We start from the raw sequence: 25,422 nt of genomic DNA, 5'->3' as shown, positions 1-25,422 counted from the left end.
TCCCCATGGCGCTGCCGTGTCCGCCGCAGGATCCGTGCGGATGAGCTTCTTCCGCAATCGAGTCTCGCAGGATCCCTTTGTCGACGCACGGACTTCAGCAAGTGTGACCTGACTCTCCAGCATCTGGGTCCCGCCGGTCCGGGGCTCCACTAGGCTCGTCGCCGACCCGCGGCCTCGGCACGGCCCGCGTATCACTGTCCGGACCAGGGAGCCAATAGCCGTGACACAAGGCCCAAGCGGGCTCCGAAGGCGTGTGCTTGCAGTGACAGCCAGCAGCCTCGCGGCTCGCGCCGTCACGGCCATCTTGGGGTTCGCCACCATACCGCTACTAGTCTCAGGACTGGGACGGCACCAGTACGGCGTCTATGCCGCCGTCGTTTCACTATCAGCCTTCTTCGTTTTCGCGGACCAAGGCCTCGCCGTCTCCGCACGTACGTACGTTGCCCAATCCGTCGCCACTGGCGACGCCTTGGCGCTGCGCGCTTCACTGCGCGCCACGTGGCGGATGATGCTGGCCATCGTCGTCGCTCTCGTCGCAGGATTGGGAGTAGCGGCTCCGTTCGTGCCTTGGGCAGTCGTCGTTCCCGGCGCGTCCCCCGCGGTCGTCCTTCTTTACTTGGTTCCCGCGGTTGTACTGCTGTGTGCCACAGTCCCGCTCCGCGCGCTGGAGGGGGTCGGTCGGTCCGCCCTAGTCGCGCGACTTCCGATCCTCGGCTCTGCCTGGTTGCTAGGCACCGTCGCGATCGGGGTAGCCCTCGACCGAGGAATCCGCTATTTCCTCGTTACGGCCGCTCTCACAAGTCTGCCTGCGCTTCTTTTCGCATCACGTGCACTGCACCGAGCTCTCCCAGACGGTCCAAGAGACGTCACCCCAAGCGACAGGGAACTAGTAACGGTTCGTCGGATGTGGACAAGCTCATGGCCGATCGCTCTGGTGAGCGTCATGCTTTCCGTGTCGTACTCAACCCACCCGATCATCCTCTCGTCGGTCCTGGGTCCGGCAGCTACAGCGGACTATGCTGTGACCTTCAAGCTCTACTCGCTTGGGTTGACCGTCGTAACAGCCGGCTATCCCGTCCTCTGGACCCACTTCGCGACTGCCCGCGCAGCGGCACAGTCACATCGCATTCCGTGGCGGGGGGTCGTCCTTCTTGTGACGCTCGCAGTAGTCATCGCCGTCGGCCTGGCGAGTTGCGGCCCCTTTGTCATACGACACTGGGCCGGAGAGGAGTTCCGCCACAGCCGTGAACTGCTCGTCGCGATGGGTGCCCTCTTGGTGGCGATCGCGGTTCAGCTCGTCCCTGCGGCGGCGTTGACAGATGATGCATCACTTCGGTTCCAGGTATGGACTACCACGGCTATGGCCGTGGCCAACGTGCCACTCAGCCTGGTGCTTGCTCACTCCTGGGGTGTCTCAGGACCGGTATGGGCTTCCGTCGTCTCCCTTGTCGCGTTCCACGCGTCGATCCTGTGGTGGCGCTTCATGCGAAAGCAGCCCCGCCCAACCGGTCCGACGCTGCCCTAGTCGCGGCGGCGCGCCCGCGGCCCTGCGCCATTCCAGGATTCGGGAATCGCCAAGCGGTCAAGCCCTCTACAATTGCGCCAGTGATTCGCCTCCTTCGCCCCTGGATGTCTGCGCCTGGTCGACTGAGCGCCGACACCGAGCGCTTGGCTTGCGCTGTCGAGCCGACGTGACCACGGCAACCGTCACCACAGCCGGCGTCGTCCTGCCGACCGATCACCCGCAGGGCCACCAGCTCTGGCGGGCGCTGCTCGTATTGACCGTCCTGCGTGGCACGCTCCCGGTCTTCATTGCCACCGTCGCCCACGGGAGTCACATCTACGACGTCCAAGTGTTGGCGCAAGCAGGGTCGGTACCCCTATCCAGCCAGCTTGGCTTCGTCCTCGACGGAGCCATCGCAACACTTGTGCTCGCACGTTGCGTGGTGCTGCAGCTGCACGGCTGGCACCGTCCCCAGCGGTCGACGGTGCTGATCATCGTCGGCGCGCTGCTTGCGCTGGCACTTAACTACTCTGCGACCCACCAGCTCAACCGATCGGTACTGGTGCTGTGCCTTGCCGTCCTCGGACTCCTGCTGGCGCCCCCTCCAGCAACACTGGCTGTCCGCACATTCTGGAACTGGGGGCTAATCAGCGTCGTCGCATCGTGGGCTGTGGCCGGGCTTGCACCCGGCCTGGCCTGGGTCAGCACCGGGACCCAGGACCGACTTGCCTTGGTCTCGGGCGAGCGACTGACAGGAGTCTTCAGTCACCCTAATGAATTAGCGTACTGGACCAGCGCCCTCCTCGCTGTCGGCCTCTCCTTCCGGGTCCCTTACCGACGTCTAGGTCTCACAGTTCTTGGTCTCACTTCTTTTGCCGCGGGGTCACGCACAGCCTTGCTCGCGGCCGCGATCCTGCTACTGATCTGGGCAGTCCGTGGGCCCTTCGGATCGCTCGCGCGCCGCGGGCTCGCATTCGGACTGCTCGCAATCGTCGCTCTTCCTGTCCTCATGACCCCCCACTTCATCAACTCAATGGGGCGACAGGAGATCTGGAACAACGCACGGGCTCACTGGACGGCGTCGCCTCTCAGAGGACACGGGCTGTTCTACTGGCAAGGGATACAGGCTCGGATCGACGGCTTTCCGAACTTTGCCTTCCATGCTCACAACCAACTCCTGGACACCTTGATGGTCAGCGGGGCGCTGCTGGCGGGAGTCGTGTTCACCTACCTCGCGATGCACGCGTGGGCTTTGCTTACTTGGGTGCGCACGAGCAGAAGACCGCTTCCTGGACTGGCGGCCCTGGTGTTGGTTACGGCAATTACCGAAGTGCCAGTGCAGTTCGTCGGCATCGACCCCCGAACAGTGATCCTCGTCATCGCCACCATCACGCTCGCCTACCGAAAGGCATGACTCATGCGCTTCGCGATCGTTACCCCTGTCTGGAATGGCGAAAGCCTTATCACCGACACGGTTAAGAGCATCGTGTCCCAGGAGGGTCTCGATGACGGACGGGTCGAGATCGACTACATCGTCCAGGACGGAGCGTCCACTGACGAGACGGTCGCGGCCGCGCTGGCCTCAGGGCGCGGTCGCGTGCGGGTCGCCTCGGTACCGGATGCTGGCATGTACGACGCTCTCGCCAAGGGTTTCAGGGCCGTTCATGGCGATGTCTTCTTCTACTTGAACGCGGGCGACATGCTCCAGCCGCGGGCGCTCCTCCGGCTCGCTGATGTCTTCAACCACGGAGGGATCGACTGGGTCTGTGGACTCCAGCTCTTCTATTCCGAATCCGGCGAGATTGTCTCGTCTCGACTTCCGTTCCGTTACCGGCGTTCGTTCCTCGAGCGCGGCTATTACTGGCGCGGGCTGCCCGGAATCCAGCAAGAGTCCACTTTCTGGTCCGCAGCAGCCATGCGGACGGTCGATCTAGCCCAGCTCGCCACGTTTCGCCTCGCCGGCGACTTTTATCTGTGGCATCGCATCAACCAACACTTCGAGCTCCATGTCGCGCAAGTCGCGCTCGGCGGATTCAGGTACCACGGCAATCATCTGAGCTCCGCCATGGACGAATACTTGGAAGAAATCGATTCGATCGCTGGCCGCCTGCGCTTTGTCGATCGATTTCTCATGCTGCCCGAGCGCGTTCGCTGGAAGCTTCCGGACAAGTTGCGCCGACATTGGAGACCGCCCCTCTTCGCGTATTCGCCTCAGGACGCAAGGTGGCAGTTGCTGTGAGCTCTGGATTCATTGTCAATTGGCTGCGTTCGCGCGCAGGCAATCTCGAACTTGTGTCCCTCCACGCAGCGAGCTTTTCGCCGTGGCACCGCGTACGGCTGTTGGTCGCGCGCCAGTGGGGTGCAAGAATTGATCCCACCGCTACGCTTTACCATGGGTTTCAGATCCGCGGAGCCCGCAAGCTCCGCGTAGGCGCACGTACGAGTGTTGGCGAGCGGGCGATATTGGATGCGCGCGGGAACTTGACTATTGGCTGCGATGTGAACATTTCATCCCAGGTACATATCTGGACGGCGCAGCATGACTGGAACGACGCGGACTTCAAACAGATAGAGGCTCCGGTGGTGGTGGGCGATCGGGTATGGATAAGCGAACGTGTCACTATTCTTCCGGGAGTCCGGATAGGCGAAGGAGCGGTGATAGCAGCCGGGTCGGTCGTCACCAAGGACGTTCCGCCCCGTGTTCTTGTTGGCGGGGTTCCGGCCCGCTGGATCGGCGATCGCACGGCCGATCTTCGGTACCGTCTCGCGCCCGCGCGGCGCAAGTCGTGGTGGTGGTAATCCGCGCGACTCGGCCGCGGTCCACTTCCAGGTAACGACCCGACGGGCACCGCGACGACCTATGGCGGTCAGCGCGCTGGCGGATGCCGAGTCGGGCCGCCCGTCAGAGGAAGCGCTGCTTAGTCTGCCGAACTATCCGCTGCCAGAAGAAGCCGAACACGCCGCGCGGACCGTGCTCACGAGGCATCCGGAGGATGAGAGTTCCGGCGATCACCATCGCTCCACGACCGGTTGCCGAAGCGAGGGACGCGTGGAAGGGGACGTGCTCGCACTCGTCATACGCCTCAGAGAGATAGGAGCCCAACCGGAAGTCTTCAGCGCGGTAGAAGGCCAGCCCGTTGAAAGAGGACCGGCACATCATGTCCTCATGACGGGTAAGCCTGCGCTGGGCGGGATAGATCTCTTCACGGAACAAGCGGTAGTAGCGAAGTGGTCGGCGACGTTGCTCGTCGATACGGCGATCAAGCCCTGCGAAGTCACCCTCCGGGCCCCGATAGGCCAACAGGTCGTAATAGGCCGGCCGCGACGTGGCGCCCACCGCATACACCTCGCCCGTCGCCAGGCGCGCCGCGGCGTCATCGATCTGCTCGAGGGTCACATCGTCCAAGAAGCGCTCATCGATGTCGATGACCGCAACCAAGTTCGCTGGCTCGTTCGCGACGGCCTTCTGCAGCAACTGTCGCCCGACGGCCATTCGGCGCAAACGCGGGCCCGCGTCCGTCATCGCGCCCGTATCGACAACCCGCACCAGCGGCGACCTCGTAAGGATTTCGCGCGTCCGGTCGGTCGAGCCATTCTCTCCGATGACGGCGCTCACCCGGCCGCCCTGCGCGGAAAGGCCAGCCAACGCCTCGACGAACGCTGCCGCCGAGACCTCGCAGTCACGGGCCAAGCCGACGAACACGACGCTCACCTCAGTCATGGGGACTCCTCGTATGCCCGTGCTCGTAGCGCCTCCCAGATCTGCCGGGCCGCCGTAGCACCCGACATCGACGGTCCCCCGACTTCCACCACGACGATCCTTGGGCGCCGGGTCAGCGACCACCTGCGCAGGGCGCCGGGGCGGCGCCTGAGGAACACGATCTGCGGGACGACCGGCCGTACGCGCTCTTCGAGGAACCTTCGGGCCTCTTGATCGAGGCGCCCGGACACCTCGACGACCTCACCGGTACGCCGGACCAGCCGGCGGGTGCCGTTGTGTGACAGCCGCTGGCGAGCCAGTACCTGCACGCGAAACGCGCGCCCCGGAAACCGGCCCTCGTATGCCCGGCGGTACACCCGCTGCCGGCGCGGGGCGAACAGGGCCAGGTCGATCCCACCACCCGTGCGCAGGATGTGCGCTGCTTCCTCCCAACGACGCACGTCTCCCTTCACCAGTCGCTTAGCGAAGAGATAGTGAGCCGTGCCACGCTCCGTTAGGTGTCGCGGCCACGGCGCATCAATGCGGAACGCATCGGCCAGATCCACGGTTCGCACGCCATACCTACCCGAGCCCTCGGGGTCCCGAATCAGATCCAGTTGGACCCCGTCAGCGAGGCCGGGCGTCATCCAGAACGTCGTGAGCGCACCGGTGTCGTACCGCCAGGTCAGGACGTGGGCCAGTTCGCAGCTGTCGACCGCGACCTTCAACCGGCGGATCACGTTCGCCGGCTCGTCGTCGACGAGCAGGTCGATGTCGCTGATCGTCTGCAATTCCGCGACGCGCGCCGCACTATGGAGCACGGCATAGTCGACCTCGAGAGCGTCGAGGGACTCCAGTAGTCGTCGCGCCAGTCGGGTATCGGTGGTTCCCATGATCATGCCCCTGTCTGCCCAATGCCGTACCACTCGCCGACGAGTGCCCGAACTCGCTCCGAGTTGAATCGAGCGTGATCGGTCGGGCTTGCTGGCGCGCGGATCGCGTCAGCGAATCGCCGAGCGAGCTCGCCGCCGCGGTGGGGAACAGGCTCGACTCCGGCCAGCTTGGCCATGTATCCCGCACCCGCAAGATCGAGCGTCACCAGGGGTTTGCCAAGAGCGATTGCCTCGCCGACGACTCCCGGGGCTGAGTCGTGGAAACTGGGAAAGACGATCACCTCAGCGGAGCAAACTGCCTGCACAACCTCTGCGCGTGGCACATGACCCATGAACTCCACCCGCCCGTCGATCCCGAGCCGCTCGACGAGCCGACGAAGGCGCGCCTCGTCGGGTCCACGACCGTAGAGGCGCAAGCGATAGTGGGACGGCAGATGTGTCAGGCTACGAAGGGCGAGCGCCCAACCCTTCCACGGCATCAGTCGCCCGACACCCACAATGATTCCAGGTTCGGTGCTCGCGTGGCTTGACGGGGCGACCAGTGAGTACGGGATGAAGGCATTGGGCTCGACGAACATGCGCACGGCGACGCTCGAGAAGTATCCTGCGACGTCCGGGTTCTGTGCGACAACCCGGTCAGACACCCGGGCGTTTCGCCGACCCAGCAGCCAGCGACCGAGCCCCCCGGTGAACCGGCGAAGAATCTCGGTACATACTCCGCGCGCCCCCAGGTAGGGATAGAGACGCACGGGGCAGACGCTCGCTCCTCCGACCGGACCCCACACCTTCATCGCAGTGCCCGGTAGCCGCAGCACACCCGCCGGGAGCCAGTCGCTCGCAAAGGTCACGTGGTGAACGACATCGAACGCCTCATGCCGGAGCCTGGTGGACAGGAAGTGTGCGAGTCTGAGCTGCCACAACGCGTAGTAGAGCGTGTGCCCCCAGGGCAGCATGTGCTTAAGCCGCATGAGCCAGGATGGGAGGTCGAGCCCGATGACCCGTACGCCCGACGTCGGACCGAGGGCCCCCTCAATCGCGGCGACGTTGTTGGTGCGCGTGACGAGGGTGACTTCACCGGACCACGAACGGGCACCCTGGAGAACCGCCCAGCCCACCCCCGGCTCGCTTCCTTCGACAGGGTCGCAGGCGTAGGCGGATAACAGGACGCGCACTAGATTACTTCCCTCTTTGATCTCAACGCAGTGCCTGGTTAGCGCGCTCGATAGAGGTCGAGCACCTTGCGCCACGTGGTTTCATCGACGCTGCCGTCCCCAGCGACCAATGGCAGTGATGCCAGTGCGCGGGCTGCACCTTCGCGTCGGTAACTACCGGCGCGGACCTTTTTCAGGCCATGGATAGCGTCGCCAATGGGTCGTGCAAGAGCGGCAGTATGAGCCGCGTTACGGTGGCGCGCCCGAACGATGCGGTGTTCGTCCGTCGACCGAGAATCGAGTCCATGGGTGACCTGGGCTGAGTGAAGGCGGAAGCCGGCCAAAGGTCGCGCAAGGTGAGCGAAGGCAACGCCGGACCCCTGGAGTCCGAGAAAGACGTCCCAGTCCATCACCGTTCGCAGCTGGACGTCCCACGGTGCGTCACCGAGGACGTCGCGACGGAAGAATGTCGCAGTGCTCTGCAGCATGCACCCACGCCAGCGGAGCGGCAGGCGAGGGCGATCGTACAGCGCGATCAGCCTGGCCACCGCGCCGTCCTCGTGAATCATGACGACATCGCCGAATACGACCCCGACGTCCGGATGTGCGGAGAAGTAGTCAGTCACGGTCTGGATGGCACCGGGGAGGTAGACGTCGTCGGCATTGAGCCAGCCGATGATGTCACCCGATGACGCCTCCAACGCTCGGTTCAACGCGTCGCTCTGACCGCGGTCCGGACTCGATGACCAGACCAAGCGGTGTCGACTCTGGAAGGAGCGCAGCAGATCGCGGGTACCGTCGGACGATGCGCCGTCGGAGACGACATGCTCGACCGATTCGCACGTCTCTTGGGCCGATACCGAGGCCAAGGCCGCGCGCAAGAACTGCGCATAGTTGTAGCTCGGGGTGAGGATGGAGACGGTAGTCATACGTGTCAGGCGCCTTCTGTGTTGAGGCAGAGCCGGAGCGCCTCCGGCATGTCATCGGGATCCGGCGGCGGCAATGAACACGTCTGCGCATACGCCGCGACCGCCGCCACGGCGTCGGCGCTCGAGACGATCCCAAGGCGGACCATCTCGCCCAGGCAGTAACCGATATCCGCATAGGGGCGGAACTCCGCATCCCACCTCTCCCAGTCAAGGATGACCGGGGGTTTGCTCATGAGGACGTTCCATGGCGCGAGGTCACCGTGTGTGAGCCCATGGCCCCCGTCGGCCCTAGCCAGCGCCACCGCCATCGCGACTACGTCACTGGCTTCCAACCGCTGACCGGCGACGTGCGGATAGCTGCGAAGCACCAGCAGCTCGGTCTCGCCGCTGTCGAGATAGGCGAGCACTTCAGGGACGACGAAGCCCTCGAGGTCCTCGGCCCGACGCATGCCACGGAGCTCATGACCGAGGCTACCGTGATCGGCTCCCCACGCGAACTTGGCATATGCGACCTCGGTACCTGCGTTCTCGAGGGCGGCGACCAGCCTCTCGCGACCATGGGATCGGATCGAGGCAACTCTGTCGAACTGCACTATGTCCTCTCGGCACAGCAGCCGCATCAGGACGGCAAGGGGGTCATCCTTGCTCACACCACGCCACCAGACGATGCGACGCATCAGAATCCTCGACAGGCGGCCAAGAGGCCGCTCGGGTCGATAGAGATTGCCTGCCGCACGCTGAGCACCCGGCGTTGCGCGCAGTTCCAGGCGACGGGGCGCGGGCACCAGCCGAACCGACCGCCGGGTGAGGACATCCGCGCGAAGGGCCGCGACCCTGCTGAGGACGACCGCTGCGGCGGCATCAGCATTGAGTTGCGTAGTGTCGATCTCGCAGCCCGTCCGTACTCCGGTCAGCCGAGCCCAGACTCCAATCTGGCGCTGAACCTCGCTCACCCCCAGCTCCGGCTTGCGAGCATGGATCGTCGATGGATCTCCCACGCAGGTCACCACCAGGTCGTAGCGGGGTGGCGCGAAGCGGGCCAGAACTCGAACGAGACGCACCGCGACGCCTGGACGCATGCGATAGCGAGCCGGATCGACGACTTGATCGAGCCAGCCTCGCTCCTGAAAGAGAAAGTCGACGTCGGTGCGCAGTAGACCGCCAGGGCCGAGTCGGGCACGAAGATACAGCGCAAAGCGCGCGAGCACGCTCAGGACCTGGCCGATGGTCTGTCGGGGCGCCTGCTCTTGGGGCGTCCCCACTACTCGGGCTCCGTCAGCCGGCTGTGAGGGGTTGAAGTGAACCCGACGTGTGGTCAACCCCTGCCGCCTCAGCTCGGCCTCGACCAGGTGCAGCAACGTCGTCTTACCCGTGCCATCGGGCCCGACGACCAACACCCTCTGAGCCGCGCGAACTGGTTTGGCGGGTCGTGCACTGCGGCGGTCGCTGCGCTTAGTCGTCATGCGGGAACCGTTTCGAAGACGGCCGCATTGCTACCCATAGGAACCGCAGATTCCCGAATAGGTACCGCCTCCAAAGTCGTCGCGGTTCGCGGATCAGCCGGTAGAACCATTCCAGTCCGCACGCCGACATCCACTCCGGTGCCGGCTCGATGACGCCAGCAGTGAAGTCGAAGGCGGCTCCAACGGCGACCGCCGGAAGTCCAAGGTCCCGAGCGATGCGAAGCGCCTCGAAGTCCTGCTTCGGCGTGCCGAGGCCGACCCATACGACGGTGGGTGCTGCCGTCAGCACGTGGCTGTCTTGGGCGACGAAATCCTCGTCGGTCAGGGGGCGAAACGGTGGGCTGTGGGTGCCGACGATCTCTACGCCGGGATATCTCCGCTCCAGCTCCGTCCGCAGCCGTTGCAGTGTCTCCTCCGTCGAGCCGAGCAGGAAGTGTCGCAATCCCACGTCACGGCCGCCGTCCATAACATCGAGGAAGAGCTGAGGCCCTCGTACCTGGCGGAACGTCGGCACACCCCGCAGCCATCGTGCAATCCAGCCGAGCGGCTTACCATCGGGCAGGCACACGCCGGACGCGAAGACGGCCGATAGCGCCGGGTCCGTGCTGGCCAAGGCGATTGAGTAGGCGTTGACAAGGTGCACGTGCGACGCACCTCGCCGTCCACCCAGCCACGCGATGAGCCGACGAGCAGCCTCGACTCGGTCGGTAGCCACCACGGGCACCTGGGCGAAGGCGACCGTCTCCACGCCACCTACCGGCGATAAGGGCTCGGGGTCACGCGCCACGACCACGTCCTATTCAGGTGACGTCAAAGCGTCGTCCGGGGCGTAGCCATAGCCATAGCCATAGCTGCTGCCGCGCTTGGCTGGCACCATGTTCATCACCACGCCGACCAGGCGCGCGTCCACATGGGTGAGGCGGTCGACGGACAGCTTCACCTGGTCGCGCGTGATCTTGCCGTGCTTGATCACGAGCATGGCACCGTCAGCCTGCCGTGCCAGCAGGGCGGCGTCCGTGACCGGGAGCAACGGCGGCGCATCGATGAGGACGACTTCATAGGAGTCGCGAAGGCGCAATAGGAGCTCGCGCATCGCGTTCGACTGCAAGAGTTCGGCGGGGTTAGGCGGAACCGGACCAGCCGCGAGGAAGTCCAGGCCTGTCCTCTCATCATGCTGCAGCGCGTCCTCGAATTTGACCTTTCCGACCAACACCGTAGTGACGCCAACAGCGCCGTCGAGGCCGAGGCGGATGGCCGCTCGCGGGCGACGTAGGTCGGCCTCGATCAGGAGTGTCTTGATTCCTGCCTGAGCCAAACTGATCGCAAGGTTGACCGACGTGGTCGTCTTGCCCTCGCCCGGGACGGCGGAGGAGAGCACGAACACCTTGTTGTGGTTGTCGACGTCCACGAACTGAAGGTTCGTCCGCAGCACGCGGAACGCCTCGGCGCGCGGCGAGTGTGACGGAATGTCACTGATGAGCAATGCATCCTTCGCCTCGGCATCGAAGCCGATGGCACCCAGCACGGGCTTGTCGGTGAGCTCGACAACCTCTTCGGTCGAGTGCACGCGGGTATCGAGCTTCTGCCGGAGTACCGCGAGGCCGAGCCCGAGCAATCCGCCCAGCACGATCCCAAGGCCGACATTGCGGACAGGCTTGGGCGCGACCGGGTTCTCCGAAAGGGAGGCGTTGTCGACGATGGTCGCCTTGATGGGGGCATCAGTCTGCCCCGGGGGCGTCTCGAGCTGTCGCACCAACTCGGTCAGCGCCTCTGCGTAGGCCTGGGCGATGCGCTGGGCCTGGTGCGGGTCAGCATCGGTGACAGTGAGCGTGAGATTGACGGTGTTGACCGCGACCGACGCGGTGACCTTGCCCGTAAGTTCCTCCGGCTCGGCATCGAGGTCGAGTTTCTGGATCACCGCCTCGGCGAGTTCACGGCTCGACGCCAGGCCGGCATACGACTGCACGCGCGCCTGCGAGAACTGGCCGCCGGCGTTGATCGTGCCCGCGTTGCTCGCGTCGGCGACCGTGGTCGAGACGAACAGCCGTACGTCGGAGGCGTACTGCTTCGTCTGCAGCGCGGTGTAGGCGAGCGCCAACGCGCCGCACAGCAGCGTCACGAGAAGGATCGAGACCCACCGACGGCGAACGAGCTTGAGGTAGTCGCTCAGTTCCATGTGATGCTCCAACTTCCGACGAGGCGAATCGCCTCGCTGTTCCCGAACTCAATGGCTGTCAGGTCGGCACCGGCGGCACCGCCACAAGCGGTCAGCATGCGGACCGCACCATGGTCGACTTGCTTCCCGGCTCGATCGACGGCGTGACGGTGAGCCGGGCGTCGCCGGTCTGGTCCGCGGCCGACGTCATCGTCCAGCGCAGGTCCGTGGTCTCACCGGGGTCGAGCACGACCCAGGTGCCGATCACCTTGCGCCCGCCGATCTCGGCGGTGAACTGGTCGAAGTCCAGGTCGTTGTCGTCGAAGTCGCTCGCCGTCGCGCCCTCCGGCGCGTAGACGTAGACCGTCACCAGCTGCAGGCCGGCCGACGACTTCGGCAACCCTGAGCCGGTGACGTATCTCGGCAGTGAGATCTTGGCGTCCGCCGGCGCGGTGGAGCGCAGCGTCACCTTGCCGGTCCACGTCTGCACGCCGTCCAGGCACGAGGTCGCCTGAACCTGGGTGTCGTAGCGCAGGTAGTAGCTCATCTTGCTGAGCGTTCCGTCGGCGAAGTAGACGCCGATCTGCGGCTTCACCGGGTCGGTGCCGGCGATCTCGCCCGCGACGGCCGTGCCGGCCAGCTGGGCCTGCACCTCGTCGTCGAAGGCGTGCAGCAGGATGCGCCGCTCACCGGCGGCGGTGCGCAGCGCCTGCAGCAGCTCCTTCTTCGAGCCCGCGAACGACGTCACCTTCGCGAAGACCGACGCCGCGACGTTGCGGAAGAACACGTCCTGGTCGGCCGGGTCGGGCAGCCGGGAGTAGACCCGGCTCAGCAGCTCGTCGACCGCGTTGTCGGCGGTCAGCTCGATGCCGTCGACCTGCACCGGTCCGGTGGCGCGCAGGACGTAGGACAGCGTCACCGCGTCGAGCGACACGACGCCGTCGATGCGCTCCGGCTGAGTCTGCTCCCAGCGGGCCTTCCACAGGTCGGAGGCCCGCGCGAAGTCGGGCGTCAGGTTGGCGTCGAGGAAGTACAGCGCGAGGTTCTCACCGAAGATCTCCTCCTCGGCCGCCGTCATCGGCAGCACCGGGGAGGGCGCCTCACCAAAGGCGTTGCCCGCGACCTGACGCACCAGCTCGATCTGGCCGCGGTCGGCCGTCAGCAGCGAGACGGCCCCCGGCAGGCCGCCGGTCGCCCGGATCTCGGCGTTGTTCTGCACGATCAGCAGGTAGTTGCGCTGCCCGTCGGCGCCCAGCATCGCGGGCAGGATGCCGAGCGCCCGGTGGGCGATGCCCATCGCGTCGGCGGCGTCCTCGACGTCGGCCTGGAGGTCGCGGTAGCGCAGCTTGAGTGCCTCGACGTAGCCACTGGGGTCCTCCCGCGCGAGCTCCTCGCGCGCGGCCACCAGCGCGGCGTGTCCGGTGGCGACCGGCTCGACCAGCCCCTGGACCTGGGCGACGTCGACGCCGCCGTCGGCCGGAAGCACCGCGTCGATGTCACCCACGACGCCGGTCAGCTCCCGCAGCCCGTCACGGGCCAGATCGTCGGCGACCTGGCTCACGGTGCGCACACCGCGGGCGTCGTCGCCGATCCACGGCAGCTTCGTCATCAGCGACCAGACCGGCGAGTCGGTCACGTCCGCCGCTCGACCGGCGTGGTCGGCGAAGTCGTCGAGCGGCTCCGCCATCTGCGTCGGGTCGTCTCCGAGCGCGGCCGTCTTGACCGCAGCCGCGTCGTCGGCAGCCGCCGACAGGCTGTCGGCCGCCTGCCACAGCAGCCAGCCGGCGTACCCGATGAGAGCGACCAGCGCGGCGGCGAGTACGCCGACCGCGAGGCGCCGAGGGTGCTGAAACCGCACGTCACTCACTTCCGAACCACACGCGGCACGGGTCAGGGCGAGCCCCGCTCCGGCCGCGTCTCTTGCAACGAACCAGATCCAACGGAAAGGCCCCCGACCGGAGACCGGGGGCCTTGTCCGAAGAGATCAGAAGGTCACTTCTTCTTCTTGGCGTCCTTCTTGACCTTCTTGATGAGCTTGGCAGCCTGCTTCTTGGAGATGAGCTTGCTCTTCTGAGCGGCCTTGATCTGCTTGACCAGAGCGGCGACCTGCTTCTTGTTGAGCTTGCCCTTCTTCTTCACCGCGGCGCTGACGACCTGGCCGATGTTCTTCGGGCCGTAGTTGTCGGCGGCCGACGCGGCCGGAGCCGACGCGATGCCCAGACCAGACGCGATGAGCGCGGCCGTGAAGGTGCTGGCGATGATCTTCTTCATTAAGGAATCCTCCCGCCGGTCTCCGTGGGAGCGGAGCGGCGCAATCGATTTGGTCGAGGGTCTAGCAGACCATGGGGTTGCGGTCGGCCGCCCAACTTTCCCAAAAATTTGGGATGGACAGACAGCGGCGACACGGTGATCTAGACCGGCCCGAAGGGGCTATCCCCGCTCATCCACGCTCAGCCGAACCGACACGCCGCCGACCTGAGCCTTTTCGATGTGGTTCACATCACCGGTAGTCCGAACGGGCTACTCGAGAGTCATGTCGACTCGAGACCCATCAGGAGCCTGGCCTCGGCCGCCGTCAGCACCTGCCGCTGGGCCATCTCGGCCAGTCCCACCGCCCGGTCCACGAGCTCCCGGTTGCTCGTCACCGGGACGCCCTTGGCCAGGGTCAGTACGTCCTCCATGCCGACCCGCAGGTGGCCGCCCATGCTGAGGCTGGCGAGCATCACCGGCAGCGTGGTGCGCCCGATCCCGGTGGCGCTCCAGCTCGTCACCTGCTCGGGCAGCGCGTGTACGCCGGCCACCAGCGCGGCCGCCGTACCGGGCATGCCGCCGGGCACGCCCATGACGAAGTCGACGTGGACCCGCCCGCCGGCGGGGAGGCCGTAGCGGTCCAGCAGGCGCTGCAGGCTCGCGACGTGACCCAGGTCGAAGAGCTCGAACTCCGGCACGATCCCGCGAGCCTGGGCCTGCTGGTAGAGCTCGGTGACGAACGGCCACGGGTTGGAGAACACGTCGTCGCCGAAGTTCGTCGTGCCCATCGTCAGACTGCACGAGTCAGGCTCCGCGTCGAGGACCTTCAGCCGCTGCTCGAGCGGATCGTGGACGCTGCCGCCGGTGGAGAGCTGGACGATCAGCGCGGTGCTCTCCTTCAGAGCTCTCACGGTGTCCTTCAGCCGCCCCAGGTCCAGGGTCGGGCGGTGCTGGTCGTCGCGGATGTGGACGTGGATCATCCGCGCGCCCGCCGCCTCACACTCCCTCGCGGTCGCAACGAGCTCCTCGAGGGTGGTGGGGAGCTGGGGGCAGTCGTCCTTCGCCGTCTCCGCGCCGGTGGGCGCGACGGTGATGAGCAAGCCGGTCATAGCGGCTGACCCTAGAGGCAGTCGCCAGCGGAACTCTCCTATAGGCCCTGTCGCGCTGGTCGATGCCGCTCGATGCGGCGAACGAACCGCCGGCCACGACGGCTCTGCACGAACATCGCGACAGCCTCTTCCAACGTCGCTTCCTCGATCTCGATCGGACCGAGCAGACGGCGCTTCCACGCGCGGACGGGGTGAGACATCAGCATGTTCCCACGCTCCGCTCGATGTGCCAGCCGGGTCATCCCCCATCTGGCGTATGCCTCAAGATGGCCGCGTGCGAGCAGTGGTGCAGCGAGTCCGGTCAGCCTCGGTGACCGTCGACGGCTCCGTCGTCGGCGCCATCGACTCCCCGGGCCTGCTGGTCTACCTCGGGGTCACGCACGCCGACGGCCCCGCCGAGGTGCGCTGGCTGGCGGGCAAGATCCACGGGCTGCGCATCCTGCGCGACGAGCAGTCGGTGGCGTCCCTCGGCGCGCCCGTGCTCGTGGTCTCCCAGCTCACGCTGTACGGCGACGCTCGCAAGGGCCGGCGGCCGTCGTGGAGCGCCGCCGCTCCGGGAGCGATCGCCGAGCCGGCGTACGACGCCTTCTGCGCCGAGCTGTCGCGGCTCGGCGTCCCCGTCGCCCGCGGGGTGTTCGGGGCGGACATGCAGGTCGCATCGGTCAATGACGGACCGGTCACGGTGATCGTCGAGACGCCCGCGCCATAGCGCGACAGGGCCGCAACCCGGTGTGGGTTGCGGCCCTGTCGTGGTGGTCTCGACACGGTGGTCTCGACACGTCTCGGCTTCGCCTCGCCGGCTCGACCACCGGAGTCAGGCCCGGCTCGACCAGCGAAACGTGGCTCGAGTGGTCTCGACACGTCTCGGCTTCGCCTCGCCGGCTCGACCACCGGAGTTACGCCCGGCTCGACCATCGGAGTCAGGCCGGCTCGACCAGCGGAGTGGGTCAGATCGCGATCGTGACCTCGGCGACGTTGCCGACGGAGGCGTGGACGACCTTGTCGACCGGGTCGGCCTTCGGGGCGAGGGTGCGCAGCGTCCACTGGCCGTCGCCGGCGAAGAACCGGAAGTGGCCGGTCGCGGAGGTCGGGACCTCGGCGGTGAACTCACCAGTGCGGTCGAGCAGGCGCACGTACGCACCGCCGACCGGCTCGCCATCCCGGGTCACCTGACCCTGGATGATCGCCTCCTTGGCGACGTCGACGCCGGCCAGCGAGAGCCCGCCGGTGGTCGCGCCGCACATCAGACGGTCCCCGGCTCGTCGCCGAGCGCGACCGGCACGCCGACCAGCGAGCCGTACTCGGTCCAGGAGCCGTCGTAGTTCTTGACGCTCTGGTGGCCGAGCAGCTCGTGGAGCACGAACCACGTCAGCGAGGAGCGCTCGCCGATGCGGCACAGCGCGATGGTGTCCTTGGAGGTGTCGAAGCCGACCTCGTCGTAGAGCGCCTTGAGGTCCGCGTCGGACTTGAAGGTGCCGTCGTCGTTGGCGTTCTTGCTCCACGGCACGTTGACCGAGGTGGGGATGTGGCCCGCACGCTGGGCCTGCTCCTGCGGGAGGTGCGCCGGGGCGAGCAGTCGGCCGGCGTACTCGTCGGGGCTGCGCACGTCGACGAGGTTCTTGACGCCGATCGCGTCGACGACCTCGTCGCGGAAGGCGCGGATGGAGCGGTCCTGCTCCTGGGCGACGTACGTCGTCTCCGCGCGCTGCGGCAGCTCGTCGGTCAGCTCACGGCTGTCGAGCTCCCACTTCTTGCGGCCGCCGTCGAGCAGCTTGACGTCCTGGTGGCCGTAGAGCTTGAAGTACCAGTAGGCGTAGGCGGCGAACCAGTTGTTGTTGCCGCCGTAGAGCACGACGGTGTCGTCGTTGGCGACGCCGCGGCTGCTCAGCAGCGCCTCGAACTGCGCCTTGTTCAGGAAGTCACGACGCACCTGGTCCTGCAGGTCGTGGGTCCAGTCGAGCTTGATGGCCCCACGGATGTGGCCCTTGTCGTAGGAGGACGTGTCCTCGTCGACCTCGATCAGGACGACCTTGGGGTTGTCCAGGTTCTCCTCCACCCACTGGGCGGAGACGAGGGAGTTCTCGCGGCTCATGTTGGTTCTTCTTTCTCTTCGGGAGTCTTGGTGTCAGGCGAAACGCTTGATGAGGAGGTACAGCTCGCAGCCCAGGCAGAACCGGAAGACCGCGTTGAGCGTGGCGGCGACGAGCGCGAACCCGATCGCGACGATGCCCACCGTGTCCGCGCCCGCGACGAACGCGGCCAGCGCGGTCGCGGCGAACACGAGACCCACCGCCTGGGCGAACCGCGGCGGCGCCGGGTCCTCCAGCTCCACCGGCGGCGCGAGCCGCGGCCGGACGGCCACCTTGAACAGCGCCGCCACCGGCGTGCGCTGCACCCCGAGACCGGCGCCGAGGGCGAACAGTCCGGCCTGGACGGCGGTCAGGACCGTCGCGACCCATGTCCCCGCCGTCGCGAGGACCGCGAGCAGCACCAGCATGGTGACCACAGCGGTGAACTGCGGGCCTCGCGGGTCGATGCCGACACGCGGCGCGACGACGTTCTCGGACACGGCGGACATGGGTCTCCTGTGACGGTTTCCGGGGGACGGTGCGAGCGGCGGCGCGGCTCGCGGCATCTGCTGCGGGCGTCAGGCGACGGGTGCAGCGGTCCTCAGGACGACATTCGACACAGCGACGAGCGCACGAGGCAGTGATCCACTGCCCGGCGCTTGGTCAGCATGGTCGAGAACATGTCGTAGACCCTAGGGCCGTTCCCCGGGGCCACCAACTCGGAATCTCGCGATGTGGACGTGCGTCTCAGCCATCGAGATCGATCGCGGCGATCGCGCTGAGTACCTGCTCCTTGCGGGGCGCCCCGGCCGCCCGCGCGACCTCACGTCCGGCCGCGTCGAGCACGAGCGTCGTCGGCGTCCGTACGACGCCCAGGCGGCGGACGACGTCGAGGTGCTGCTCCGCGTCGATCTCGACATGGGCGACGCCGGGAACGACCTGCGCCACCTCGCCGAGGATCCGGCGGGTGGCGCGACACGGCGCGCAGAACGCCGTGGAGAACTGGACCAGCGTGGCGCGCTCGCCGAGCTGTGGGAGCAGGGTGGCGAGGGCGGCTGCGGGGGTCTCGACACGCTCGCTGGCGCTCGCTGCTCGACCAGCGGAGCGGGCCATGAAGCGGCCGTCGACCACGCGCCGGTAGCCGCCGAAGCACAGCGCCACCGCGATCGCGCCGAGCGCCACCCACAGACCGGTCGTCATGCCAGCGCAACGCCGGCCGGGCCGGACGTCATTCCCGGGACACGACGAGGCCGCCCTCCATGGGGGGAAGGGCGGCCTCGTCGCCGTACGCCGGAGCGGGTCAGCCGGTCACGGGGTGGGGATGCTTCCGAGCAGCTGGCCCAGGGCGCTGGTGAGGCCGTCCTCGACCTGCTGCAGCACCGGGTCGATCGGCTCGTCGAGCGGGGTGCCGTCGAGGCCGTTCTGCACGCTGTTGACGATGTAGGCGACCAGGCCGCTCGGGTCGCTCGGGTAGCCGCCGTTCGCGAGGTCGGCGATCACCTGCTCGATCGCGTCGCCGGCCGCCTCGGCCGGCACGCCGCCCTCGGTGAGCGCGGTCGTCACGGCGTCGACCACCTGGGCCAGCATGGACGGGTCGAGGTTGCCGGAGCCCAGGGCGTCGACGAACTGCTGGAACAGCTCGGCGAACCGGTCGGCCGGCAGCCCGGCGCCGGACAGCGCGTCGGCGAACTGGTCGATGTACTGCTGCAGGTCGGCCGGGTCGACCGGGGCACCTCCGCCGCCACCGGTCAGCGCCTCGACGGCCTGCTCCACGATCTGGGTCAGGACGTCGGGCGACACCTCGCCGCCACCGAAGGCGTCGGCGATCTGCTGGGCCAGCTGCTGCAGCTGCTCCGGCGAGAAGCCACCGCCACCGCCGCCGAGGCCGGCGAGCGCGTCGATCAGCTGCTGGAAGATCACGGTCGGGTCGGCGGGAGCCGCCTGCGGGCCGCCCGGCTGCCGGTCGTCGCTCTGGGCGTTGCAGCGAGCCGCGGCGTCACGGGCGGTGGCGTTGTGCGCCTGCCAGGCACGGAGGTTGCGGATCGCGCGCTGGTTGAGCCGCTTGGCCTTCTTCAGCTTCTTCCGGTTGGCCGTGGACTTGGACTTGGCGTAGGCCTTCTGCGCCCTCTTGACCTTCGTGGCCGTCTTCTTCTGCCAGGCAGCAGCCTTCGCCGTGTGCACCTGGGTCTGGCCGTAGGTCTGGTTCGGCGCGGCGCAGTCGGCGGCCTGGGCGGGGCTCGCGGACACTCCTGCCACCAGGCCGGCGGTCAGCGCGAGACCGGCGACGGTCGAGAGAACTCGCCTCAGGGGGGTGGTCATCTCATCTGCTCCCTTCTGGGGCCGACCCGCTCGGACGGCCGTTCGATGGGAGCAACGAGGCCCGCGCCCGGAGGCAACGGTGGTCTAGACCATCTTTTGGTAAAGGGCCTCTTCCTCAGCCGCCGGCGAACGGCGGGAGGAACTCCACCGACTGACCGGGCTCCACGAGCACGGTGCTCGGGTCGAGCCGCTTCACCGGCCGGTCGTCGACCAGTGCGGAGCAGACCGCGAGCACGTCCGGCAGCCGGGTGCCGGGGTGGAGCGCCACGACGCGGCGTACGACCTCGTCGAGGGCGAGGGGGCCTTCGACCTCGAGCTGGTCCTCCGGCGTACCGGCCGCGGCCTTGGCCGCCGCCCAGTAGCGAATCCGTATCCGGCTCATCTCGATCCCGTTTCAGACGCTCGACACGTGACGTGCCGGTCTCGGTAGTATGCGGGAACGATCCAACCGACCGAGGCCCAGCGTTGCGTTTCGGTGCTCCTCGTCGCGATCCTCCGCGCGGTCGCGCCCGAGCTCTGGAGGAACCGGCCATGAGCACGTTGCTGATGCTGACCAGCGCCTTGCAGCCCTCGGTGGAGGTCCTTCCCGGTCTGGCGCTGCTCGGCCACTCCGTCAAGATCCTCCCCGCCGAGGCCGCCGCCCTGCTGGAGGCGCCGGAGGCCGACCTGCTGCTGGTCGACGGCCGCCAGGACCTCGCCCACGCCCGCGACCTGTGCCGCCTGATCCGTACGACGGGCACCGACGTCCCGGTCCTGCTGGTCGTGACCGAGGGCGGCCTCGCCGTCGTCGCCCACGACTGGGGCATGGACGACGTCGTCCTCCACACCTGCGGCCCGGCCGAGCTCGAGGCCCGCATCCGGCTCGCCATCGGCCGGCTCGCCGCCGCCCGGGACGCCGCGGACCCGGAGGCGCACGTCATCCGGTCCGGCGAGGTCGTCGTCGACGACGCCAGCTACACCGCGAAGGTCGGCGGCCGCTCCCTCGACCTGACGTTCAAGGAGTTCGAGCTCCTCAAGTACCTCGCCCAGCACCCCGGCCGCGTCTTCTCCCGTCAGCAGCTGCTGCAGGAGGTGTGGGGCTACGACTACTTCGGCGGCACCCGCACCGTCGACGTCCACGTCCGGCGGCTGCGCGCCAAGCTCGGTCCCGAGAACGAGACGCTAATCGGCACGGTGCGCAACGTCGGCTACCGGTTCGTGCTCCCCGCGCGGTCGACCGAGACCGCCCCCGCCGACCTGGCGCAGCTGGAGGGCTCGCTCGAGGGCTCGTGAGCTCTCTTGAGGGCTGCCCCGCGGGGCAGATGCCTCGGCATGGAACCCATCACCGACGAGGAGCGGGACGCCCTGCTGGCACGCCGGATCCTCGACAACCAGCGTCGGATGCAGGACGGCGTGGTCGGCTACGAGCAGCTGGTCGACGGCGGTTGGTCCTGGAACGACGTACGCCGCTCCGAGCGGCGCAAGGAGCTGGTCCGCGTGCACCCGCGGGTGTACGTCGACCACACCGGTCCGCTGACGTCCCGGCAACGGGCCTGGGCCACGGTCCTGCATGCGGCGCCCGCGGCGCTGTGCCTGGCGTCGGCCTGGGACCTCAGCGCACCGGGCCCGGTGCACCTCGCGATCGACAGCACGCGACGGATCGCCCGCCTGAAGGACGTGGAGTACCACCCCGTCGCCGGCCTCCCCCGGCGGATCCGGCCGCACACGAACCCGCCGCGGCTGACGTTCGAGGAGAACCTGCTGCTCGCGATCCGGCTCGCGAAGGACGAGGAGGAGATCGTCGCCCTGCTCGCCGCGCATGTCGGCCGCCGGGGGCTCACTGCGGCGTCGCTGCGTCACGTTGTCGGCAGGCAGCGTCGCCTGTCGCGACGACAGCTGCTGCTGCGCCTGCTCGACGACATCGAGAACGGCACGGAGTCCGTGCTCGAGCACGGCTACCTGACGCGCGTCGAGCGCCCGCACCGGCTCCCCGTCCCCGTGAGGCAGGCGGTCAGCCGGGTCGGCGGACGGGTCGAGCGGCGCGACATCGAGTACCCGGGCTTCGACTTCGTCATCGAGCTCGACGGACAGCTCAACCACGACTCCTGGCGGGCGGGGAACCGTGACGCCGCCCGCGACCTGGCCGATCTGACGAAGGGCCGGATCGTGCTCCGGCTGCGGTGGCGCCAGGTGATGGTCGAGTCGTGCCTCACGGCGGGCGCCGTCGGAGGCATCCTGCAGCGGCGCGGCTGGGACGGCGCCCCGGTCCCCTGCTCGCCGAGCTGTGCTGTCGCTTCTCTCGGTTCGGGGAGCGCCACGGTCATCGGCTGACCGTGGCGCTCCCTCAAACGCCCACGCCTAGGGTGGGCCCATGGACGACGTGCTGCGGATCGCGCTCGAGGCGGAGGCGTACGACGGCGTCGCGCCGCTGGACGAGGCCACCCGGCTGTCGCTGCGGCACCGGCCCGAGCAGGCTCGGTCCTGGGTGACGCAGGAGGGGTTCGCGTTGGTCGTCGGCTCGGAGCTCTCGCTCGTCGTGCGGCCCGACTGCCGGGGTCGCGGGGTCGGGACCGAGCTGCTGGAGCAGGCGCTGGCCGACGTACCCGGTGGTGGACCCAGTGCCGGGGCCGATGGTGAGCTGCGGGCGTGGTCACACGGCCACCAGCCGGCGGCCGTGGCGCTGGCCGCCTCGCACGGCTTCCGGGCGGTGCGCGAGCTGTGGGTGATGCGGCGGCCGACGTCGCTGGAGCTGCCCGGCACACCGTCTCTCGACGAGCGTCTCGGCGATGTCGAGGTGCGGTCCTTCCGGCCCGGGGACGAGGCCGAGATCGTGCGGGTCAACGCGGCGGCGTTCGCGCACCATCCCGAGCAGGGGGCGATGACCCGCGACGGGCTCGCCGAGCGGATGGCGGAGCCGTGGTTCGAGCCGGAGGGGCTGATCGAGGCCTGGGACCGGTCCGGCGAGACCCCGCGACTGCTGGGGTTCCACTGGACCAAGCGGCACTCGGCGGAGTCCGGCGAGGTGTACGTCGTCGGCATCGACCCGTCCGCGCAGGGCCGGGGGCTCGGCAAGGTGCTCACGGCGCTCGGGCTGGTGCACCTCAGCGACACCGCCGAGGTGCACCTCTACGTCGAGTCCGACAACGCGGCCGCCGTACGGCTCTATGAGGGGCTGGGGTTCACCCATGCCCGGGCCGACACGCACGTCCAGTACGCGCGGATGCGACCCTGACGCACGGTCAGCGCAACGGCCGGACGTGCAGTCCCACCTCGGGGTCGACGATGACCTCCTGCGTGGCGGGCATGCCGTCGACCGTGAGCTGTCCGTCGACCGGGACCGAGCGCTTCACCAGGCCCAGGGCGATCGGGCCGAGCTCGAAGTGCCGGGCGGACGAGCCGACGAACCCGACCTCGCGCTCGCCGTGGACGAGCGGCGTCCCGACCGCCGGGAGCCGGTTCTCGGACCCGTCGAGGTGCAGCAGCACGAGCCGGCGCGGCGGCCGGCCCAGGGTGTGGACGCGCGCGACGGTCTCCTGGCCCCGGTAGCAGCCCTTGTCGAGGTGGACCGCCGGGCCGATCCAGCCGACCTCGTTGGGGATCGTGCGGTGGTCGGTGTCGACGCCGAACCGCGGCTCGCCCCGCTCGATCCGCAGCGCCTCGAACGCCCACAGTCCGCACGCCGGCCCGGCCGCCTCGGCGAAGACGGCGAGCTGGTCGCGCGCGATGACGTGGTAGCCGGCGGGTCGCCAGACGGTGGCCAGGTCGTCCGCGAGCGTGACCGTCACGTCGGACCAGAACTTCATCCGCTCGAGGAACCCGGCGAGCGCCTCGCCGGCGCCGGGCTCGGTCCAGGCGGTGAACGCGGTGCCGTCGTCGACGCCGGAGAAGTAGTGCTCGACGTGGCCCTGCGGGGACAGGATCAGCGCGGAGGTCCAGCGTCCCGGCTCCAGCCCCTCGAAGAACTGCGAGGTCAGCGAGTGCAGCCAGGTGAGCCGGTCCGGGCCGGCGATCACGACGACGTCACGGTGGGAGAGGTCGACGAACCCCTCCCCCGCGGCCAGCGTGCGCTGCTCGACGTTGAACGAGCCGTAGTGCGCGGCCACGGGCGCGTCGATCCCGTCGGCGGCGACGGCGCCCGGCAGCTCCAGGAGCGGGCTAGTCCTCATCACGGTCCTCCACGGGGCAGACGGTGTGCGCCCCGAAGATCGTCAGGTGCGCGACGTCGACCTCGAAACCGTCCTCGACGCGCAGCCGCTCGACGAACTTCGCGGCCTTCTTCTCGTCAACGGAGACGACGCCGCCGCAATTCCGGCAGGTGAGGTGGAAGTGCGCGTGGTCGCCGCGGACGGTGTGGTACGTCGGCGCCCGGTCGCTCAGGTGGATGTGCCGGACCAGGCCGAGCTCCTGGAGCACCTCCAAGGTGCGGTACACCGTCGAGATGTTGACCGCCGACGCCTGGGTGGAGACCTCCGCGAGGATCTCCTCCGGCGTGGCGTGCCGCAGTCTGTCGACCGCGGCGAGGATCAGCTCGCGCTGCGGGGTGAGGCGGTAGCCCTTGCGCCGCAGCTCCTCGCGCCAGTCGTCGCTCAAGACCCCACCCGGTTCAGCTGGGCCCACAGGTGCGGCTGCAGCTCCTGGCCCATGGCCTTCATGTCGTAGGCGTACAGCAGCTGACCGTTGACGTTGCCGTAGAGCCGGTGCCCCGCGGTGACCTCCTTGGCGGTCTCCGTCAGCCCGACCCCGCGCGTGGCGAACTCGATCTTCCCGTCGGACGCCTCGCCGTACCAGACGTCGGCCACGCCGCTCTGGTGTGCCAGCACCATCTCGACCTTCGCCTTGCCGGGCTCGACCAGTCGCGAGCGGATGAAGCCCGTCTCCATCGCGCCGGGGCGCAGCCGCTCCTTGGTGTCGGGGTCGATGACCCAGCTGCGTGCGGAGTAGTGGAAGAACGGGCGGCCGTCCTGCTGGAAGACGAGCTCCTGCTCGAACTCGAACTTCTCGATCGTCGGGTAGTCGCCGTGGCCGTTGCCGCGCCATGCCCCGAGGAGCCAGGCGATGGGCGCGCAGTCGGGGTTCAGGTTCTCCGGGATCTGGAAGGCCACCAGGGCATTCTAGGAGCCGGCGGCTCCGTAGGGTGGCCGCATGAGCCGGACCCTCGTCGTCAAGTGCACCGCCGGAGCCGAGGAGGCCGAGCGCGCCAACCAGGCGTTCACCGTGGCCGCCTCCGCGGTGGCCGCCGGAGCGTCGGTGAGCCTGTGGCTGACCGGCGAGGCGGCGTGGTTCGGCGTACCCGGACGGGCGTCCCTGGACCTCGAGCTCGCCACCCCGCTCGGCGACCTGCTCGACCTGGTGCTCGAGAGCGGCTCGGTGACGGTCTGCGGCCAGTGCGCCGCCCGGCGTGGCCTGGCCGAGGCCGACCTGGTGCCCGGAGCGGCCATCAAGGGGGCCGCCGCGTTCGCCGAGGAGATCCTGGCCGAGGGCGTGCAGGCGATCGTCTACTGAGCCTTCCGGGCCGGTGTCGCCGCGGGCACCTGACGCTGCTGACGAGCCACCGGCGTGTCGCGGTTGAGAATGTCAGGTGCCCGCGCCTCGGGGGGCGACATGGGCATCCGGCTGAAGACTGAGCCGGAACCGGTTCGCGCCGATAGGATCGGCCCCGCAATGGACCAGCCTCAGAACTCGAGTGACCGCCGGTGGTTCCGCCGTACGGGCCCCGACAGCACCCAGCAGCCCCCGGTCACCTTCGAGGAGCTCGAGGCGCGCGCCCGTGAGCAGGTGGCCGCCGCCGAGGCCGCCGCGCAGCTGCGCGCCCTCGCCGAGAAGGCCGCCGCCGAGGAGTCCGCCCGGCGGATCGAGGCGGAGGAGTCCGCCGCCGAGGCACGCCGGATCGCCGCCGACGCC

General features: G+C 68.3%; 29 protein-coding genes. 10 read left to right on the top strand and 19 right to left on the bottom strand.

Features of this window, described 5'->3' with window-relative positions; all coding sequences use genetic code 11:
• Positions 1-262 precede the first annotated feature (262 nt).
• The 4 genes from VGE38_RS05485 to VGE38_RS05470 all read left to right on the top strand — a co-directional run bounded on the left by VGE38_RS05485 (position 263) and on the right by VGE38_RS05470 (position 4,303).
• Positions 263-1,525 carry a lipopolysaccharide biosynthesis protein gene (locus tag VGE38_RS05485; RefSeq protein ID WP_331141527.1) on the top strand — a complete coding sequence of 421 codons (1,263 nt, stop codon included), beginning with the start codon at positions 263-265 and terminating at the stop codon, positions 1,523-1,525.
• A gap of 166 nt (positions 1,526-1,691) precedes the next feature.
• Positions 1,692-2,918: an O-antigen ligase family protein gene (locus VGE38_RS05480; protein WP_331141526.1), complete on the top strand. Its 1,227-nt coding sequence runs from the start codon at positions 1,692-1,694 to the stop codon at positions 2,916-2,918.
• A gap of 3 nt (positions 2,919-2,921) precedes the next feature.
• Positions 2,922-3,743 carry a glycosyltransferase gene (locus VGE38_RS05475; protein WP_331141525.1) on the top strand — a complete coding sequence of 274 codons (822 nt, stop codon included), beginning with the start codon at positions 2,922-2,924 and terminating at the stop codon, positions 3,741-3,743.
• Complete coding sequence (locus VGE38_RS05470; protein WP_331141524.1) at positions 3,728-4,303, top strand: acyltransferase; 576 nt, start codon at positions 3,728-3,730, stop codon at positions 4,301-4,303. The genes VGE38_RS05475 and VGE38_RS05470 overlap by 16 nt, the downstream gene beginning before the upstream one ends.
• Before the next feature lie 103 nt (positions 4,304-4,406).
• On the opposite strand, the gene VGE38_RS05465 is transcribed toward VGE38_RS05470, so the two are convergent.
• The 10 genes from VGE38_RS05465 to VGE38_RS05420 form a co-directional block, all read right to left on the bottom strand.
• The gene (locus VGE38_RS05465; RefSeq protein ID WP_331141523.1) at positions 4,407-5,225 is read right to left on the bottom strand and encodes a hypothetical protein; all 819 of its coding nucleotides are present in this window, start codon (positions 5,223-5,225) and stop codon (positions 4,407-4,409) included.
• Complete coding sequence (locus tag VGE38_RS05460) at positions 5,222-6,097, bottom strand: hypothetical protein (RefSeq protein WP_331141522.1); 876 nt, start codon at positions 6,095-6,097, stop codon at positions 5,222-5,224. Before VGE38_RS05460 ends, VGE38_RS05465 begins: the two co-directional genes overlap by 4 nt.
• A gap of 2 nt (positions 6,098-6,099) precedes the next feature.
• Positions 6,100-7,269, bottom strand: coding sequence for a glycosyltransferase (locus tag VGE38_RS05455; RefSeq protein WP_331141521.1), 1,170 nt, complete (start codon positions 7,267-7,269; stop codon positions 6,100-6,102).
• Positions 7,270-7,307: 38 nt separating this feature from the next.
• Positions 7,308-8,177: a glycosyltransferase family 2 protein gene (locus VGE38_RS05450; RefSeq protein ID WP_331141520.1), complete on the bottom strand. Its 870-nt coding sequence runs from the start codon at positions 8,175-8,177 to the stop codon at positions 7,308-7,310.
• 5 nt (positions 8,178-8,182) lie between these two features.
• Positions 8,183-9,640, bottom strand: a complete 1,458-nt coding sequence (locus VGE38_RS05445; RefSeq protein ID WP_331141519.1) for a phosphotransferase — start codon at positions 9,638-9,640, stop codon at positions 8,183-8,185.
• Entirely contained in the window at positions 9,630-10,427 is a 798-nt protein-coding gene (locus VGE38_RS05440; RefSeq protein ID WP_331141518.1) for a WecB/TagA/CpsF family glycosyltransferase, read from the bottom strand. The genes VGE38_RS05445 and VGE38_RS05440 overlap by 11 nt, the downstream gene beginning before the upstream one ends.
• A gap of 9 nt (positions 10,428-10,436) precedes the next feature.
• Positions 10,437-11,816, bottom strand: coding sequence for a tyrosine-protein kinase domain-containing protein (locus VGE38_RS05435; RefSeq protein WP_331141517.1), 1,380 nt, complete (start codon positions 11,814-11,816; stop codon positions 10,437-10,439).
• Positions 11,817-11,907: 91 nt separating this feature from the next.
• On the bottom strand, positions 11,908-13,653 hold the full coding sequence (locus VGE38_RS05430; RefSeq protein ID WP_331141516.1) for a DUF4012 domain-containing protein: 1,746 nt from the start codon (positions 13,651-13,653) through the stop codon (positions 11,908-11,910).
• Between the two features lie 134 nt (positions 13,654-13,787).
• Positions 13,788-14,066 (bottom strand): hypothetical protein, encoded by a 279-nt coding sequence (locus tag VGE38_RS05425; RefSeq protein ID WP_331141515.1) that lies wholly within the window; start codon positions 14,064-14,066, stop codon positions 13,788-13,790.
• A 260-nt stretch (positions 14,067-14,326) separates the two neighbouring features.
• Positions 14,327-15,154 (bottom strand): beta-keto acid cleavage family enzyme, encoded by an 828-nt coding sequence (locus VGE38_RS05420; protein WP_331141514.1) that lies wholly within the window; start codon positions 15,152-15,154, stop codon positions 14,327-14,329.
• 274 nt (positions 15,155-15,428) lie between these two features.
• Between VGE38_RS05420 and dtd the strand changes: the two genes are divergently transcribed.
• Positions 15,429-15,863 (top strand): D-aminoacyl-tRNA deacylase, encoded by a 435-nt coding sequence (gene dtd, locus VGE38_RS05415; protein ID WP_331141513.1) that lies wholly within the window; start codon positions 15,429-15,431, stop codon positions 15,861-15,863.
• A 238-nt stretch (positions 15,864-16,101) separates the two neighbouring features.
• Here dtd and VGE38_RS05410 read toward each other — a convergent pair whose 3' ends face one another.
• From VGE38_RS05410 to VGE38_RS05385, 6 genes are all read right to left on the bottom strand, one after another.
• The gene (locus VGE38_RS05410; RefSeq protein ID WP_331141512.1) at positions 16,102-16,398 is read right to left on the bottom strand and encodes a DUF1416 domain-containing protein; all 297 of its coding nucleotides are present in this window, start codon (positions 16,396-16,398) and stop codon (positions 16,102-16,104) included.
• On the bottom strand, positions 16,398-17,246 hold the full coding sequence (locus tag VGE38_RS05405; RefSeq protein ID WP_331141511.1) for a sulfurtransferase: 849 nt from the start codon (positions 17,244-17,246) through the stop codon (positions 16,398-16,400). The genes VGE38_RS05410 and VGE38_RS05405 overlap by 1 nt, the downstream gene beginning before the upstream one ends.
• Before the next feature lie 33 nt (positions 17,247-17,279).
• Entirely contained in the window at positions 17,280-17,732 is a 453-nt protein-coding gene (locus VGE38_RS05400) for a DUF4395 domain-containing protein (RefSeq protein ID WP_331141510.1), read from the bottom strand.
• Positions 17,733-17,970: 238 nt separating this feature from the next.
• Positions 17,971-18,423: a TlpA family protein disulfide reductase gene (locus tag VGE38_RS05395; RefSeq protein WP_331141509.1), complete on the bottom strand. Its 453-nt coding sequence runs from the start codon at positions 18,421-18,423 to the stop codon at positions 17,971-17,973.
• Between the two features lie 108 nt (positions 18,424-18,531).
• Positions 18,532-19,542, bottom strand: a complete 1,011-nt coding sequence (locus VGE38_RS05390; protein WP_331141508.1) for a hypothetical protein — start codon at positions 19,540-19,542, stop codon at positions 18,532-18,534.
• Between the two features lie 115 nt (positions 19,543-19,657).
• Positions 19,658-19,924: a MoaD/ThiS family protein gene (locus VGE38_RS05385; protein ID WP_331141507.1), complete on the bottom strand. Its 267-nt coding sequence runs from the start codon at positions 19,922-19,924 to the stop codon at positions 19,658-19,660.
• Between the two features lie 149 nt (positions 19,925-20,073).
• Here VGE38_RS05385 and VGE38_RS05380 point away from each other — a divergent pair, with 149 nt between their 5' ends.
• The 3 genes from VGE38_RS05380 to mshD are packed head-to-tail and all read left to right on the top strand — an operon-like array spanning position 20,074 to position 22,753.
• Positions 20,074-20,814, top strand: coding sequence for a winged helix-turn-helix transcriptional regulator (locus VGE38_RS05380; RefSeq protein ID WP_331141506.1), 741 nt, complete (start codon positions 20,074-20,076; stop codon positions 20,812-20,814).
• Between the two features lie 39 nt (positions 20,815-20,853).
• A complete protein-coding gene (locus tag VGE38_RS05375; protein WP_331141505.1) occupies positions 20,854-21,852 on the top strand; it encodes a hypothetical protein in 999 nt (332 codons plus the stop codon).
• 40 nt (positions 21,853-21,892) lie between these two features.
• Positions 21,893-22,753 (top strand): mycothiol synthase, encoded by an 861-nt coding sequence (gene mshD / locus VGE38_RS05370; protein WP_331141504.1) that lies wholly within the window; start codon positions 21,893-21,895, stop codon positions 22,751-22,753.
• Between the two features lie 7 nt (positions 22,754-22,760).
• Here mshD and ygfZ read toward each other — a convergent pair whose 3' ends face one another.
• Genes ygfZ through VGE38_RS05355 form a run of 3 tightly spaced genes read right to left on the bottom strand, consistent with a single transcriptional unit; the run spans position 22,761 to position 24,623 of the window.
• The gene (gene ygfZ / locus VGE38_RS05365) at positions 22,761-23,687 is read right to left on the bottom strand and encodes a CAF17-like 4Fe-4S cluster assembly/insertion protein YgfZ (RefSeq protein WP_331141503.1); all 927 of its coding nucleotides are present in this window, start codon (positions 23,685-23,687) and stop codon (positions 22,761-22,763) included.
• On the bottom strand, positions 23,677-24,111 hold the full coding sequence (locus tag VGE38_RS05360) for a Fur family transcriptional regulator (protein WP_331141502.1): 435 nt from the start codon (positions 24,109-24,111) through the stop codon (positions 23,677-23,679). Before VGE38_RS05360 ends, ygfZ begins: the two co-directional genes overlap by 11 nt.
• Positions 24,108-24,623: a heme-binding beta-barrel domain-containing protein gene (locus VGE38_RS05355; protein WP_331141501.1), complete on the bottom strand. Its 516-nt coding sequence runs from the start codon at positions 24,621-24,623 to the stop codon at positions 24,108-24,110. Before VGE38_RS05355 ends, VGE38_RS05360 begins: the two co-directional genes overlap by 4 nt.
• Before the next feature lie 40 nt (positions 24,624-24,663).
• On the opposite strand from VGE38_RS05355, the gene VGE38_RS05350 reads away from it, so the two are divergent.
• Complete coding sequence (locus VGE38_RS05350) at positions 24,664-25,023, top strand: DsrE family protein (protein ID WP_331141500.1); 360 nt, start codon at positions 24,664-24,666, stop codon at positions 25,021-25,023.
• Positions 25,024-25,182: 159 nt separating this feature from the next.
• Positions 25,183-25,422 (top strand): hypothetical protein (locus tag VGE38_RS05345; RefSeq protein WP_331141499.1); only part of this gene is annotated, 240 nt, incomplete at its 3' end.

The organism is Nocardioides sp. (genome assembly GCF_036405735.1).
In the GTDB taxonomy this organism is placed as follows: Bacteria; Actinomycetota; Actinomycetes; order Propionibacteriales; family Nocardioidaceae; genus Nocardioides.
This window is presented reverse-complemented; position numbering and strand designations above follow the sequence as displayed.

Coding starts and splice junctions, on each gene's coding strand:
- VGE38_RS05410 (WP_331141512.1), bottom strand. CDS start 16,398: ATGTGCGGCGCGACCACCGGCGGGCTCTCGCTGGCCGGCGTCGACGTC.
- VGE38_RS05405 (WP_331141511.1), bottom strand. CDS start 17,246: ATGAGCCGCGAGAACTCCCTCGTCTCCGCCCAGTGGGTGGAGGAGAAC.
- ygfZ (WP_331141503.1), bottom strand. CDS start 23,687: ATGAGGACTAGCCCGCTCCTGGAGCTGCCGGGCGCCGTCGCCGCCGAC.
- VGE38_RS05385 (WP_331141507.1), bottom strand. CDS start 19,924: ATGAGCCGGATACGGATTCGCTACTGGGCGGCGGCCAAGGCCGCGGCC.
- VGE38_RS05420 (WP_331141514.1), bottom strand. CDS start 15,154: ATGACCGGCTTGCTCATCACCGTCGCGCCCACCGGCGCGGAGACGGCG.
- VGE38_RS05475 (WP_331141525.1), top strand. CDS start 2,922: ATGCGCTTCGCGATCGTTACCCCTGTCTGGAATGGCGAAAGCCTTATC.
- VGE38_RS05425 (WP_331141515.1), bottom strand. CDS start 14,066: ATGAAGAAGATCATCGCCAGCACCTTCACGGCCGCGCTCATCGCGTCT.
- VGE38_RS05460 (WP_331141522.1), bottom strand. CDS start 6,097: ATGGGAACCACCGATACCCGACTGGCGCGACGACTACTGGAGTCCCTC.
- VGE38_RS05435 (WP_331141517.1), bottom strand. CDS start 11,816: ATGGAACTGAGCGACTACCTCAAGCTCGTTCGCCGTCGGTGGGTCTCG.
- VGE38_RS05400 (WP_331141510.1), bottom strand. CDS start 17,732: ATGTCCGCCGTGTCCGAGAACGTCGTCGCGCCGCGTGTCGGCATCGAC.
- VGE38_RS05350 (WP_331141500.1), top strand. CDS start 24,664: ATGAGCCGGACCCTCGTCGTCAAGTGCACCGCCGGAGCCGAGGAGGCC.
- mshD (WP_331141504.1), top strand. CDS start 21,893: ATGGACGACGTGCTGCGGATCGCGCTCGAGGCGGAGGCGTACGACGGC.
- VGE38_RS05390 (WP_331141508.1), bottom strand. CDS start 19,542: ATGACCACCCCCCTGAGGCGAGTTCTCTCGACCGTCGCCGGTCTCGCG.
- VGE38_RS05445 (WP_331141519.1), bottom strand. CDS start 9,640: ATGACGACTAAGCGCAGCGACCGCCGCAGTGCACGACCCGCCAAACCA.
- VGE38_RS05375 (WP_331141505.1), top strand. CDS start 20,854: ATGGAACCCATCACCGACGAGGAGCGGGACGCCCTGCTGGCACGCCGG.
- VGE38_RS05465 (WP_331141523.1), bottom strand. CDS start 5,225: ATGACTGAGGTGAGCGTCGTGTTCGTCGGCTTGGCCCGTGACTGCGAG.
- VGE38_RS05380 (WP_331141506.1), top strand. CDS start 20,074: ATGAGCACGTTGCTGATGCTGACCAGCGCCTTGCAGCCCTCGGTGGAG.
- VGE38_RS05450 (WP_331141520.1), bottom strand. CDS start 8,177: ATGACTACCGTCTCCATCCTCACCCCGAGCTACAACTATGCGCAGTTC.
- VGE38_RS05395 (WP_331141509.1), bottom strand. CDS start 18,423: ATGACGACCGGTCTGTGGGTGGCGCTCGGCGCGATCGCGGTGGCGCTG.